The 12,815-nt window shown below is 59.2% G+C and carries 14 protein-coding genes and 2 tRNA genes; 6 read left to right on the plus strand and 10 right to left on the minus strand.

Translation table 11 applies throughout. From position 1 onward, the window contains the following. From ACP5H1_RS05195 to ACP5H1_RS05205, 3 genes are all read right to left on the minus strand, one after another. Nucleotides 1–368, minus strand: a 368-nt coding sequence (locus ACP5H1_RS05195) for a hypothetical protein (RefSeq protein ID WP_427972565.1), incomplete at its 3' end; no start/stop codon positions are given. Between the two features lie 113 nt (nt 369–481). Continuing rightward, nucleotides 482–1,528, minus strand: a complete 1,047-nt coding sequence (locus ACP5H1_RS05200) for a type II glyceraldehyde-3-phosphate dehydrogenase (RefSeq protein WP_427972567.1) — start codon at nt 1,526–1,528, stop codon at nt 482–484. Continuing rightward, on the minus strand, nt 1,519–2,766 hold the full coding sequence (locus ACP5H1_RS05205; protein ID WP_427972655.1) for a phosphoglycerate kinase: 1,248 nt from the start codon (nt 2,764–2,766) through the stop codon (nt 1,519–1,521). Before ACP5H1_RS05205 ends, ACP5H1_RS05200 begins: the two co-directional genes overlap by 10 nt. Nucleotides 2,767–2,851: 85 nt before the next feature. On the opposite strand from ACP5H1_RS05205, the gene ACP5H1_RS05210 reads away from it, so the two are divergent. Together ACP5H1_RS05210 and ACP5H1_RS05215 are read left to right on the plus strand one after the other, a co-directional pair. Then, entirely contained in the window at nt 2,852–3,517 is a 666-nt protein-coding gene (locus ACP5H1_RS05210) for an MBL fold metallo-hydrolase (RefSeq protein WP_427972570.1), read from the plus strand. Continuing rightward, nucleotides 3,514–3,888: a hypothetical protein gene (locus tag ACP5H1_RS05215; protein WP_427972573.1), complete on the plus strand. Its 375-nt coding sequence runs from the start codon at nt 3,514–3,516 to the stop codon at nt 3,886–3,888. The genes ACP5H1_RS05210 and ACP5H1_RS05215 overlap by 4 nt, the downstream gene beginning before the upstream one ends. Here ACP5H1_RS05215 and ACP5H1_RS05220 read toward each other — a convergent pair. Next, nucleotides 3,878–4,279, minus strand: coding sequence for a helix-turn-helix domain-containing protein (locus ACP5H1_RS05220; protein WP_427972576.1), 402 nt, complete (start codon nt 4,277–4,279; stop codon nt 3,878–3,880). The two genes, ACP5H1_RS05215 and ACP5H1_RS05220, sit on opposite strands and share 11 nt — an antisense overlap. Before the next feature lie 139 nt (nt 4,280–4,418). Next, a complete protein-coding gene (locus ACP5H1_RS05225) occupies nt 4,419–4,949 on the minus strand; it encodes a hypothetical protein (protein WP_427972578.1) in 531 nt (176 codons plus the stop codon). A gap of 141 nt (nt 4,950–5,090) precedes the next feature. Here ACP5H1_RS05225 and ACP5H1_RS05230 point away from each other — a divergent pair, with 141 nt between their 5' ends. Continuing rightward, entirely contained in the window at nt 5,091–7,010 is a 1,920-nt protein-coding gene (locus ACP5H1_RS05230; RefSeq protein WP_427972581.1) for a hypothetical protein, read from the plus strand. Here the strand turns inward: ACP5H1_RS05230 and udg are convergent. The 4 genes from udg to ACP5H1_RS05250 all read right to left on the minus strand — a co-directional run bounded on the left by udg (nt 6,997) and on the right by ACP5H1_RS05250 (nt 8,939). Beyond that, nucleotides 6,997–7,629 (minus strand): type-4 uracil-DNA glycosylase, encoded by a 633-nt coding sequence (gene udg / locus ACP5H1_RS05235; protein ID WP_427972584.1) that lies wholly within the window; start codon nt 7,627–7,629, stop codon nt 6,997–6,999. The genes ACP5H1_RS05230 and udg overlap by 14 nt on opposite strands. Nucleotides 7,630–7,692: 63 nt before the next feature. Further along, nucleotides 7,693–8,367: a hypothetical protein gene (locus ACP5H1_RS05240; protein ID WP_427972585.1), complete on the minus strand. Its 675-nt coding sequence runs from the start codon at nt 8,365–8,367 to the stop codon at nt 7,693–7,695. A gap of 348 nt (nt 8,368–8,715) precedes the next feature. Then, nucleotides 8,716–8,792: transfer RNA gene (locus tag ACP5H1_RS05245), tRNA-Pro, on the minus strand. A 63-nt stretch (nt 8,793–8,855) separates the two neighbouring features. Continuing rightward, nucleotides 8,856–8,939 (minus strand) — tRNA-Ser (locus ACP5H1_RS05250). 138 nt (nt 8,940–9,077) lie between these two features. Here ACP5H1_RS05250 and ACP5H1_RS05255 point away from each other — a divergent pair. Continuing rightward, the gene (locus ACP5H1_RS05255) at nt 9,078–9,635 is read left to right on the plus strand and encodes a nucleotidyltransferase (RefSeq protein ID WP_427972588.1); all 558 of its coding nucleotides are present in this window, start codon (nt 9,078–9,080) and stop codon (nt 9,633–9,635) included. Nucleotides 9,636–9,686: 51 nt separating this feature from the next. After that, nucleotides 9,687–11,078: a pyruvate kinase gene (gene pyk, locus ACP5H1_RS05260; protein WP_427972591.1), complete on the plus strand. Its 1,392-nt coding sequence runs from the start codon at nt 9,687–9,689 to the stop codon at nt 11,076–11,078. A gap of 2 nt (nt 11,079–11,080) precedes the next feature. Here the strand turns inward: pyk and ACP5H1_RS05265 are convergent, their stop codons facing one another. Continuing rightward, a complete protein-coding gene (locus ACP5H1_RS05265) occupies nt 11,081–11,767 on the minus strand; it encodes a phosphoribosyltransferase (RefSeq protein WP_427972594.1) in 687 nt (228 codons plus the stop codon). A gap of 57 nt (nt 11,768–11,824) precedes the next feature. Between ACP5H1_RS05265 and ACP5H1_RS05270 the strand changes: the two genes are divergently transcribed. Then, nucleotides 11,825–12,811, plus strand: a complete 987-nt coding sequence (locus tag ACP5H1_RS05270; RefSeq protein WP_427972596.1) for an ROK family protein — start codon at nt 11,825–11,827, stop codon at nt 12,809–12,811. The last annotated feature ends 4 nt before the right edge of the window (nt 12,812–12,815 follow it).

Consider the following 12,815-nt stretch of genomic DNA (forward strand, 5'->3'; position numbering starts at 1 on the left):
AGGGTAACGCTCTTGCCTGGAGGTATGGTAGTTGAAGGTGTGGTAGTTGAAGTTGGAGAGGAAGACGTTGGCGAGGACGTGCTGCATATAACAGAGGAAGTGGTCACGTTCTCAACAGCCATGTAGTTAATGGTGGCCGCAGTTCCGCCTATGTTTTCAACAGCAGCGTAGACCATATACTTTTCACTTGAATAAGTCACGTTTCCTCCAACTATCTCTATCCTCGTGTATAAGCCTGCATTGCTAGCGTGAACGCCGCCTACAAGGCCGCTGAGCCAGGCATATATAAGGACCGCGGCGGCTATTGCTATTATTATTAACATAACTACTGCAACTATATCTGAAATTGACCTCCTACTCCTTGTCATGTCTGGCGCCTAGGATTTTGTATTACTAAAACAGCCTAATATGTTTTCTCTTCCCCTCTTTAGAAACAGCGCGTTATAATAAGGTGTGACAGGTATTATCTAGTTTATCTAGTTCAAAAGGAGAGCCCCGGCAGCTTTCCAATGCCTAGGGCATAGTTGGTTAACTTAACTGACTGCTCGCCGTCGCTGAGGCCTGTGAGCGCCCTTACGGCATCTACGTTCTCTGGCACCACTATGGACTCCTGGTGGACGGCCTGTACGAAGGACACCTCGTCCCCCTTGGATAAGACGCTCTCCTCAAACACCACGAGCTCAGGCACGTCACCCCTGGGCCTAACGTGCCTAGCCGCGTCAACGATCTGGGAGGTGCTCTCCACGCCGGACTTTGAGGCGCTGACCACAAGTATCCTCGGCGACGACCTCAGGGCGTCGAGCACCTCCTCCCTTGAGGCCTCTCCCCTGAGCTTCATTGTCACGTAGTGGACGTGCATTAGGGTGGTGGGCACCACCACGGCTGCTGTAGTTATGTCAAGCCAGGGGAGCACGGACCTCACGTCGCCCGCGTGGTGGCTGGGTACCTTAGGCGGGTTGAGCACGACTGAGTTTATGGGGCCCCTCTTGACCTCATGCATGTCTGCGGCCCTCCTGACGAGGAACGCGTTAACCGCCCTGACCCCCACCGCTGAGTTTATAGCGCATATGGACCTCAGGAGCCCCGTCGTGTTGCACGAGACCACCCTGGCGCTGTCCTTGCCGACGGCCTCATCGTAGTTGCACAGGGCGTTGAACGACACCTGCGCCACCGAGGCCTCCTCGCCCCCCTGGAAAATCGCCTTGACGCCGGCCTCCCTGTAGAGCTTGGCGTAGGTGGCCCCGACGCCGTCCGGGGTCGCGTCAACTATGACGTCAACCTCCCTCAGCAGGTCCCTCACTGCGCCCTTGACCTCGAGGCCCGCCCTCCTGAACCTCTCCGCCTCGGCCTCGCCTGGCACGTACACGGGCACCCCAGCGCTTATGGCCTGGGCGGCCGCGTAGTCGGGCCTCGTCTTAACAACGCCCGCCAGCTCCATGTCCGGCTGAAGTCCTACGGCCCAGGCCACCCTCCTGCCTATGGTTCCGTAGCCGTTTACCCCTACGGCCACCTTGCCCCTCAAGGCCACCCTCCCCTGGCTATGAACTTTGAGTAGGAGTAGGCCAGGGCCTCGACGCCCGGCATCCTGAGGCCGGCCGCAAGGTAGAGCATGGCCCCTCCGGCCGTGCTGGTGTAGCCGACCGCCTTCCTCAGGCCCTCCTCCACCCATGACAGCGCGGCGCTGGCGTGCCCCCCGCCGACGAGCACGAAGGCCCCTGACTTCAGCGCGGCCTCAAGGAGGGCCACGGTGCCCCTCCTGAACCTCGGGTCCTCCACCACGCCGGCCGTGCCCTTGAATATCACGGCGTCGGAGGCATCTATGACGTCCCTGTAGGCGGCCACGGTCATGGGGCCTACGTCCTTGGGCACGCCGCTCAGCTCCTGTCCAGCCTCCTGGACCTCGACCTCGCCGTCGGGCCTCTCAACGACGTAGTCAACTGGAACCATCACCTTGCCCTTCTCGAGGACCCTCCTGGCCCCCTCAATGACTTCAACTCCAAGCGACCTAACTATGTCCTCAGCGGGCCCCAGGTGCTGGCCGTAGGCCTTGGCGAACGTCAGGGCCACGAGGCCCCCAGTCATAACTGTTCCCTTGCCTATCAGGTTCGGCATCACCTTAACCACGTCGTCGACCTTTGAGCCCCCTATGAAGAACGACCTTGAGCTCACGTCAAGCACCTTGGAGAGCCCCCTGAGCTCCGACTCCATAACCCTGCCGGCGACCGAGGGGAGGACGTAGGGGAAGCCGGCGACGCTCGGCTGGCTCCTGTGGGCGGCAGCGAAGGCGTCACCTACATATACGTCAAAGTGGGGGGCGAGCTCCCTGACCAGGAGCGTCTTAACGAGCCTCTCGGGCTCGGCCTGCACGTTCTCCTCGGCGAGGAGCCTGACGTTGTCTAGGACCAGGACATCGCCGGGCTCCAGGGAGTCTATTAACCTGAGGGCCTCAGGCCCCGTGACGTCCTTCACGAACTTCACCGAGGTGCCCACCAGGGGCTCGAGGGCCCTGGCGTGCTGCTCAAGGTGGTCAAAGTCGTCACCTCCAGGCCTGCCCTGGTGTGCCATGACCACAACCTTCGCCCCGGACTCGTGGAGCTCCCTTATGGTCTTGGCGTGGGCCTCTATCCTGCTCCTGTCAAGGAGCCTGCCGTCCTTCATGGGGCTGTTTATGTCAACCCTAGCCAGCACTCTCTTACCCCAAAAGTTGAGGTCATCCATGGTGCCTACTATAATCCCCCTGAACCTCACGTGAAGCAAGAGGCGCACCAAGCATCTTTCAGAACCAGAAATATAAAAATTTTGAAACAAGGGGCCTAACAATAATAGGCCCTTGCCTCCCCTGGCGTCCTGAGTGAGGGAGTTGAGAATCAGCTGGTGCGGGCAGTCGTACTTCGTTATAAGGAGCGGCGACGCGAGGCTGGCCATAGACCCTCACGACGGCGACAGCCTGGGGCTGCCCAGGTGCGAGGCCAACGCAGACTACATTCTGGTGACCCACGATCACTACGACCATAACTCCGTTGAGACAGCCAGGGGGCCCAAGACTAAGGCCGTGGCCCTCTCAAGGGAGGGCTCCTTCACTATGGGGCCCTTCTCGGTGACTGGCTTCAGGCTGCCCCACGACCCTGAGGGCGGATCCAGGTATGGCTGGACCACCGCCTACCTTGTTGAGGCGGAGGGGCTCAGGGTTATGCACATGGGCGACGTGGGCGTGGGCCCCGTGGACTATATAATTAGGCCAGTGGGCAAGGTTGACGTCATTATGGTGCCTGCCGGCAACGTGACGACCGTGAGGCAGGCCGAGGCCCTTGAGTGGGCCGCGAGGCTCGGGGCGAGGCTGGTGCTGCCCATGCATTACTGGGTCGTTGGGTCCAACGTGCCGCTCGACCCAATAGACGTGATTCTCTCGCTCTGGCGCGGCCCTGTCACAAAGTTAGGCGAACCCCTGGACGTTGAGCCAGGCAGGCTTAACGGCCCCGCCCTCGTAATATTACCCCTGGAAAGTGAGCCGATTTGAGCAGGGCGCCGCCCTTTGCCACAGGCAAGGTGGTTAGCGACTACACGCCGCTCTTCCTCTACTGGGAGAGGGCCAGGGCCGAGGGCAGGGAGGACCTGGTGGAGAAGTCCATGCTGAGCGAGGACGACTTCAAGTTCATTGAGGGCCTGGTTAAGTCGTCACCGTCAATGACCCTCCTTGAGCTGGTGGACGCGATAATGGCCAGGTTTCAGGGCAGGGTCGACCCGGGCGTTGCCTCAAGGGCTCTGGGGGAGCCAGAGGATGTGGCCGTCGAGAGGCTCCTCTTCATAATAGCTGGGTGGCTGGTGGAGGCGGCCGAGTCGTTCATGATGCTGGGCCTGAGGTCCAGGTACCAGATGCCTAAGGATTGACCTTCTCGTCAACCTGCTCCGGGAGCCTCCTCGAGGAGAGGGAGGCCAGGCCTACCTTGGCGGCTATCTCTGACAGCTTAACCGAGAGCCTTGGATCTATGACCCCCCTCTCCAGGGACCAGTTCACGTAGTCGTCTATTCCGTCAAGGAGTTCGGCTGCCACCATCCTTGAGATCTCCAGGGCCTCCTCGGGGCTCGCGGACTCTATGGCCTTTTCAAGCACCCTGTCAGACGGGTGCGTCTCGCCCTTGAGGTACTTGCTTATGGCCGCTGGCGTCACGCCTAGCTCCTCTGCAAGCTGCCTCACCCCCCTTCCTGAGGCCATCAGTTCTATGATCTTCCTCCTGGTCTCTTTCCCCAGCAGGTGCACATAACTGGGCAACAGCAGCACCGTGGCTTGCTAGGCCATCAAGCTAATTGGGGTGTTAGAAACCCTTCGTGGGCCTTACGCCTTATAAATGCCTGGGAAGTCATGTACCTCGCATAAGTGCGACGATATCGCGGGAGGGTTGAACCAACTCTATAAAGGCTCAGAGGCCAAGAGGAGGCCTCGAAGAGCGGCGGTTGGAGGCCCCGACGCCCCTGCGTATCTCTACATCTATCCTGGCGTCCATCATGGAGCTCTTGACCTTGAGCTCCTGTATGGAGCTCTCCACTACGTCCTGCAGCCCCTTGGGGGTGCCGACCTTCTCCAGGGCCTCCTTGCCCGAGGAGCTCACGACCAGCTTCTTGTACCTTGGCTCCGCCTCAAGAAGGCCAACATATAGCAGCGCTACAATATCGTTCTTCAGCGCCGGGCTGTAGGGGTCCTGCCCAACCTTGAAGAACTGGTAGCCCAGGTCGAAGCCCTTCTGCTGAACCTCGCTGACTATCATGTGAAGGGTCCTCTCGTGTATGGGGCCCAGCCTGCTGACCAGGTACACCAGCGACATAAGCTTAGGGTTCTGGAGCACCTTGTCCTTGGTGACCACCTGGGTAGGCGTTATCCTGAGCTCCTTGGCGGACCCTGCCTTCTCGTCAACGGAGGCCTCCTTAAGCTTTGGCTGCTTTCTACCTCCCATAACCTCTCACCTAACGGGCTCACCTGTTTAGGGTCCTCAGGCCTTTAAAAAGTGATGCTCAATGGTTAACTCCATGAACCCCTCCTGTTGACATAATCAGAACATATAATCTTTACAGGAGGCGCACTCGCAGGGGGTAGTATGTCCAAAGTCTTGGCCTTCCTGCTGGCGTCGCTAATAGTAATAGCGTCGTTAGCCACCACATTACCTTCCACAGCGAGGGCCCAGCAGGCGTCGTGGAGCAGGAGCACCTGGATACTTTTGCCTGCAGTGGAGGGCACGAGCGGAGTAGTGACGAACACGACAATAACCCTGTCCTACCCAGGCAGCGGCCAGGTCACGGTGAGCGACAACACGGGGCCATCGCAGCCGTCAACGCTTTACAGTATGGAGACGGCGTTCATGGTAGCCATGACTTACGCTGGCCTGAACTGGAGGTACTACAATCTCAACGTTCATATAAATGTGAGCGGCCAGATATCGGGGCCGAGCGGCAGTTTTGGCGTGATGCTCGCGGTCTACACTTTGGCCACGGGCCTCAACGACACGTACCTCCACAGGTTCGCCATAACGGGGGCGGTGTCGCCCTCGGGCCTCTCGGGCCCCATAGGGGGGCTTCCCTACAAGTGCGGGGCGGCCAGCAGCGATGGCCTTGGAATAGTGTACCCGGTGGGCAACCTTGAAACCGGCATAACGTCGTGCAACGACACGGACCAGGTGCCCGTGGCCGGCATAGTGGACGCCCTCGTTAAGGTCCTTCACTCGTACAGGTTCAACGTAACGCTGAGCGTGGAGCCCCTGCCCATGTTTAACGAAGTGATGGAGAACGTCGCCACGGGCTTCATAAATGAGTCCACCTCGCTCCTGCGCGGCGTGAACCTGTTTGACGAGCCACAGCCCCTTCAGGGGGAGGTGGGAAGTTACATAAATGCGAGCGAGCAGGACATAGGTCTGGCCGAGAAGCTCCTCAAGGCGCTCCCATACGCGGCCGCCAGCTACGCGTTCACGGCTTACATTAATGCCCTGGCAGCCAACTACACCGTTTGGGCCTACAGGGCCTACCGGTCCGGGGAGGGGCTCTCCCAGTTCTTCTCGTCCCAGTCAAGCGCCATAACCTCTGAAGCCGAGAGCCTAATAGCTCAGGCCGTAGCTTATACCAACAGCTCTAACGGGCTCGCGTACGATGAGCTCGCTGCGACCGCCTTTGCGAGGCTGGCCGACTCCATATACTACGCGGGCTACGCCTCAAGCATATCCCAGGAGGTAAACGTCAGCAGCGCTTACCTGCCGGCCTACTACCTTGGGGTGGCCAGGGCAAGGATACAGAGCGCCATAGGCTGGCTGATCGCTGCCAACGCGACCAGGGGGACGGGCCCCCTGATATCCCCTCAGTTCGTCGCCTCAACTGCGGGCTCCGTGGGGGCCTTTACTGACACGGCAATAAAGTATGCCAACTCCCTGATAAACTACTATGTACAGGAGTTTGAGAGCGTAGGCGACATAGCGGACGCCCAGGTGCTGCAGTCCATGGAGAACGACCTCAACTTCCTCGTCAGCGAAGGCGACCGCATGCTCTCGCAGGGGTATTACCTGGCGGCCATAGGTGTCTATGAGGACGCCCTCACTAACGCCCTTAACGTCATATTCATAGAGACCCAGAGCTTCTCAAACCCGGCCGTTATCAGCGCTTACGCGAGGGAGCTCGAGATGGAGTACTCCCTGCTGGGCTCCGCGCTGTCTATGAGGGGGCTCAGCAGCTCGCTTGACGCCTCATACATGAGCTACGCCACCACGCTGATGCCCTCGGACCCGCAGGACGCCATCTACATAATGGAGAGCGCCGTGGTCGACGAGCTTGTGTGGTACATAGGGGCCGTAGGCTACAGCGGCGGGCCCCAGGCCGTAAGTATATCGCAGTCAGGAAGTATATCGCAGTCAGGCCCCAGCCTGGGCGTGACGCTGGCCCTGGTGCTCGCAGCCATGGCCGTGGGCGCCATGGCGGTGGCGGCCATCTCGCTGAGGTCATACAAGAATTACATAAGGAGCGTCAGCCGTCCATGAAGTCAAGCAGGGTCTTCCTCGACCTCGCAGGCTCCGCCGCCTCCTCAGCAGCCTCCTTGATGTCCTTCGCCAGGTAATCCTTTAGGTCCGGCTTGTAGAGGGCCGCCGCGGGGTGATAAGTCGGTATAATAGTTAATTCAACGCCCCCTATGGAGGCCTTCACCTTCCTCCCCCTCTCGGCTGTGACCCCCCTCCACTGCTTTCCCGCAAGGGACATGAGGGCGGAGCCGGCGGTGTTTCCAAGGGCCACTATAACCTTAGGCCTGACCAGCGATATCTCCTCCCTCAGGAACCCTATGCACGCGGCCACCTCGTCCTCCGTTGGAGTCCTGTTGTTCGGCGGGCGGCACTTTACGACGTTAGTTATGTAGACGTCCTGCCTCCTGAGGCCCGCCTGCTCAAGCAGCGAGCTAAGGAGCTGCCCGGCGGCGCCCACGAAGGGCCTTCCCTGCTCGTCCTCGTTCTTCCCGGGGGCCTCGCCAACCAGCATGATCTTTGCGCTGAGGTTCCCCTCCCCTGGCACCGCGTTAGTCCTCAGCCTGTGGAGCGGGCAGGCCTTACAGCTCCTCACCCTCTTCGCTATGTCATCGTAGGAGGCCTTCTTGTTGTCAAGGCTCACCGGGGGCACCTCCAGGGCTTAACAAATGTTTTGGGAGAGGCTAAAGCCAGCCTCGCAGCGGCTTTACCCAATGCTCTTGGCGGCCGCCGCGGCGACCTGCACCAGCTGCCCCTTGCTGGCGTTTGAGAGGCTAAGTACTATAATGAGGTAGGTGGACCTATAAGATGCGTACACGAAGGTTATATTATAGACAGGCGCGTAGGGCTGGACCACGACATAGGTTATGCCGTCAGCGGTCTGAGGCGCGATATTAAAGTGGCCCTCTACAGCGCTCATGGTCCAGTTTATCTGAGTGGAGTTGGCTGCCCTGAAGACCTCTATGCCCAGCTGGTAAGTCGTGTTAGGCGACGCCTTATAGTAGTAGAAGTACCCTGTGACCCAGAGGGGGTAGCCGCCGTTGGCTTGGCCAGTTGGGCCTATGAGCTCAAGTCCGTTGCTCAGGTTCAGGGTCTTGCTGGTGCCGTTGAGGTACCCAACGTCCAGCTGACCCTTCTTTAAGTTCACGACGGCCGCAAAGGAGCTGTTGCTCAGCATCGTCCAGTTGCCTCCCAGCAGCGAGGAGAGCTCGCTTGAGTTAACGGCGCCAGGCTTGGCCGAGAGCAGCTGCCCTACGCTGGTACTGCTCGAGGGCTGCGTCGCTGGATGCCTTATGACAATAAAGTAGTAAAGGCTGCCGATGACTGCTATCGCTATCACGGCGGCGACTGCCGCCAGTACCTTCAGGTTCAAGTCAATCACGTCAAAAGTTACCTTGTACGCGGCGTTTTTATGCTGATCTGAGAAATAGCTTATCGTTGCAACGATTCCACGGAGTTTAACGGCTAAACGTAGGCGCGAGGCGCTAATGAAGCTTTGGCGAAACCTCTAAAAGCAGAACATCTAAAGCATCGATTAAAAAGTGATGTAATAATGAACAATCTTATAGCAGCTTTTTTTGCAGCATGTTTACAGCTGTGAGCCTCGGCCCTCAGCCCTGCACCACTACCTCGATCTGGAACGTTATACCATAGGCAGAGTCCTGCCCGTCCACGTCATAAACTCTAACTATGTAGTTGCCCGGCTTCACATGCATGGCTAAAGGCGAGGTGGTGGGGCCGCCGGGATTTGAACCCGGGATCACGAGGGCCCAAGCCTCGCATCTTACCAAGCTGGACTACGGCCCCATGGTGGGTGTGCTCCCTCCATACATTTAAGCTTTAGGACTCAGGCCCCGTGGGCCCTCATGACGCCGGGGGTGGGATTTGAACCCACGCACCCTTGCGGGTAACGGGTCTCGAGCCCGTCGCCTTGGACCGCTCGGCCACCCCGGCTCGTGTGCTAACTTGTTACGAGGCCCTTTTATCGCTTCCACCCAGGGCCGCTGGCTTCGGCAAAGTTAAGGTCCTTGTGACAAAGTTCATTAAGTTACTTTAAGGTCCACAAGGGAGTATGTCGTGAGGTAGGGCAAGGTGGTCAGCAGGAAGGCCTTCGCCCAGGCAATAAGGATGCTCACGTCGAACAACGTCAAGTTCACGCTGATAGGGGGCAGCATCATAGCAATAGCGGTAGGCGCGAGCGACCTAGGCGACGACGTAGACCTCTTCGCAGAGTCCCCCAACGTGATAGACAATGAGGATGCATACCGTGCTATGGCTGAGGCCAACTCGTGGGACTACGGGCAGACGTGGCTCGGCACCCCCAGGATAACTATGCTAGTGGAGGGCGAAGAGGTGCCGGTGGAGCTCTACGACAACCTTTATGACTTCTATGTGCCCGAGGACTTCATATCAAACGCAAGGAGGGTTGAGGTGGAGGGCGTCAAGGTGAAGTCCATAGGCGTGGAGCACTACCTGGTGCTCAAGGCCAGGGCGGGCAGGGAACAGGACGAGGAAGCCCTGAAAGAAATAGGGGGCCTGGTGAAGGGCGGCAGGCTGAGGGTGGACAGGGGCAGGGTTGAGGAGCTCGCGGGCGAGTTCGACGAGAGGCAAGTCATACTTAGGAGGCTCCGGGAACACGGCATAATTTAGCGTCGCACGAATAGCTTGAGCTAATATTCCCTAGCCTGTCAGGGCTACTGGGTGCTGCAAGTGAAGAGGCTAGCCAAGATAATGGTGACCATGGGTCCCTCGACGCTTGACTACGCCATAGTCAGGAAGATGATGTCCGCGGGAGCCGACGGCTTCAGGATAAACATGAGCCACGGCGATGAGAAGCAGTGGGCCACGTTCCTTGAGCTTATAGACAAGGCGTCCCAGGAGCTCGGGGTTCACGTGGCCAAGGTCGCAGACCTTGAGGGGCCGAGGGTCAGGCTGGACGAGTTCCAGGGTATCGACATAGCCCCAGGGCAGCAGGTCAGGTTTAAGTACAAGGACGCCCAGGGCGAGGGCATACCTGTTGACAACAGGGCCTTCTTCGCTTCCCTTGAGAGGGGGGACAGGGTGCTCGTCGACGACGGCAAGGTCGTGCTCTCTGTGGAGGACGTGGAGAGGGACTCCGCCACGCTCAGGGTGATAAGCGGCCAGAGGCTGGAGCCAAGGAAAGGCGTCGTGCTGGCCGGCAAGGAATATGACCTGCCCCCGGTTACTGAGAAGGACCTGCAGAACATGAAGTTCATAGCAGCCAACAACTTCGACTACGTTATGGCAAGCTTTGTCAGGAGCGCCAGGCATGCGGAGATCATAAGGAAGGCCCTGAGCGACGCTGGGGCTAAGGACGTGAAGCTGCTGGCAAAGATAGAGACGCCTAGCGGTGTCAACAATATAGACTCCATACTCGACGTGGTGGACGGCATAGTAGTGGCCAGGGGGGACCTGGGCATGCACTTCCCGCTCGAGGACATACCGGTAATTCAGAGGAGGATAATAGAGGCCGCCAGGAGGAAGCTGAAGCCGGTGATACTGGCCACGGAGATATTCATGAGCATGATAGAGAGGCCCCTGCCCACCAGGGGCGAGATCTCAGACGTCTACGCAGGCATTGAGGAGGGGGTAGACGGCTTCCTGGTGACCTCTGAGACCTCCATAGGCAAGTACCCCGCCGAGGTGGTCTCGTGGCTGAGCAGGGTAATAGAGGAGGCTAACAAGAACGTGAGGCCCAGGCGCGTCGACCAGCTGACGTCAAGCCTGGAGAGCAGGATATCGAGGGGAGTGGTGGAGATGGCACAGAACGTCGGCGCTTCAGTGGTGGTCTACGCCCATGACTTTGACGTCGCCAGGCTAATATCAGCGTTCAGGCCGGGCACCTCGATATACGTGGGCGTGCCAACGACGCAGCTGGCCAGGCAGCTCTCGCTGCTCTGGGGCACGGTGCCCGTGGTAGTGGGGCCTGCCGACAGCGAGGAGCAGGGGCTTGAGGCCACGGAGAAGGAGCTCGAGAGCAATGGCATAACGGGGCCTGGAAGCCTGCTGGTGGAGCTCTCCTGGACCCCGGACAGGAGCACCGCCGTAGTCAAGGTAAAGCAGGTCTTCTGAGCCTACTTCCTCGGCTTTGAAAGCACGAAGACCCCATCCTTGACCTCCAGGACCCTCTTAGACGTCAGCCTGTCTAACGCCAGCCTCCAGTAGCTGCCGAAGTCCTCAGGCTTAACGCCGTACCACTCGATGAAGAGCGACCTAAGGCGGTCCTCGCTCAGGCCTCCCTTGGCCCTCTCGTCCTCCCTGAAGATCCTCTCTATGAACTGCGTCAGGTCCTCGAGGCGGGTCCACGGGTACTGGAACCAGGCCCAGTCCTTAACCTCAAGGTAATAGTAGTCCGGCTTGAACTTGGCCACGGGACTTATCCACTGCAGCGCCGCAGTCCTAACCCCCTCAGGCTTCCACTCGCTCGCGATGAAGTCCTTCGCTAGGGCAAGCGTCTCGCCAGTGTCTACTATGTCGTCAACTACCAGGACCTTCAGGCCCTTGGCCTCAACCGAGTAGGGGTTCCTTATGATGGCCTTCTGCGACGCCCTAGCGGCCTCGGTCCAGTGCTGGCTCTGCAGGCTCATGAGGTCACTTATGCCGAGGTAGTCGCACAGGAGCCTGGCGGGCACGTACCCACCCCTTGCTACCGCCACCACCATGTCGGGGAGCCAGCCTGACCCCTCAATCTTCCTGGCAAGGCCAAGGCTCCACTCAACTACCTCGTCCCAGGAGACTAGCTTGGTGACCACTTTGGGCACAGTTATCCCCACTGGAGCCATTTGACCACATTTAAAAATATATCGGAGGCTACGCTTTTGTGGGTCGGGAAGCCTATGAGGAGGATAATAGCCGTTGACATAGGCGCTACCAACCTGAGGGTCGCCCTATTTGAGGGCGAAAGGCCCGTTGCGGTAAGGAAGACGCAGACGCCTAGGACCAGCGGCAGCGACCTGGTTAAGGTTATAATAGACCTGGTAAGGGACGTGAGCGGGGGCTCGGACTTCGACGCCATAGGCGTGGCCTCCATAGGTCCCCTTGACCTAAGGAATGGGACCCTGCTCTGGGCCCCCAACCTAGGCTATGGTAACGTTAACATAAGGGACTCCCTGGGCGGCGAGTTCCAGAGGCCGGTCTACCTCACTAACGACGCCCTGGCGGGTGCCTGGGCTGAGAAGGTCCTGGGCGCCGGCAAGGAGCTAGAGGACCTGGCCTACGTCACTATGAGCACGGGCCTTGGAGTGGGCGCTGTAGTGGACGGCAACCTTATAGTTGGAAGGAGGGGCAACGCGCACGAGCTGGGACATAGCATAGTTGACTTCGAGTCCGAGCTCAGGTGCGGCTGCGGGGGCAACGGCCACTGGGAGGCCTACGTGGGAGGGAGGAACATACCTAGGACGGCCCAGTACCTGACGTCCAGGTGGTCAGGGCCTCGCACTAAGGCCTTCGAGCTCGCCTCCAGGGGCGAGCTCAGCCCAGAGGCCCTCTACTCAATGGCCAGGCAGGGCGACGAGTTCGCGCGCTACGCGGTGAGCTTCATAAACAGGGTCCACGCGGCCGGCATGATGAACATAGTCGCTGCCTACGACCCTGAGGCCATATTCATAGGGGGCAGCATATACCTATACAACGAGGACCTGATAAAGGGCGAGCTAATAGAGTTCATGAAGGAGTACGTTGGCGTCTTCGGCGTGCCTAGGATAGAGAGGTGCACTTTTGGAGACGACGAGGTGCTTTACGGCGCCGCGGCCACGGCGATGAACCCGCCGCAGGCCATAGCTAGGAGCGCCTACAGGCCAAAGTAGAAGC

Source organism: Acidilobus sp., assembly GCF_049973875.1.
In the GTDB taxonomy this organism is placed as follows: Archaea; Thermoproteota; Thermoprotei_A; order Sulfolobales; family Acidilobaceae; genus Acidilobus.

Bases quoted from the DNA above. Each gene is read 5' to 3' on its own strand.
- ACP5H1_RS05225 (WP_427972578.1), bottom strand. From the start codon at position 4,949: ATGGGAGGTAGAAAGCAGCCAAAGCTTAAGGAGGCCTCCGTTGACGAG.
- ACP5H1_RS05230 (WP_427972581.1), top strand. From the start codon at position 5,091: ATGTCCAAAGTCTTGGCCTTCCTGCTGGCGTCGCTAATAGTAATAGCG.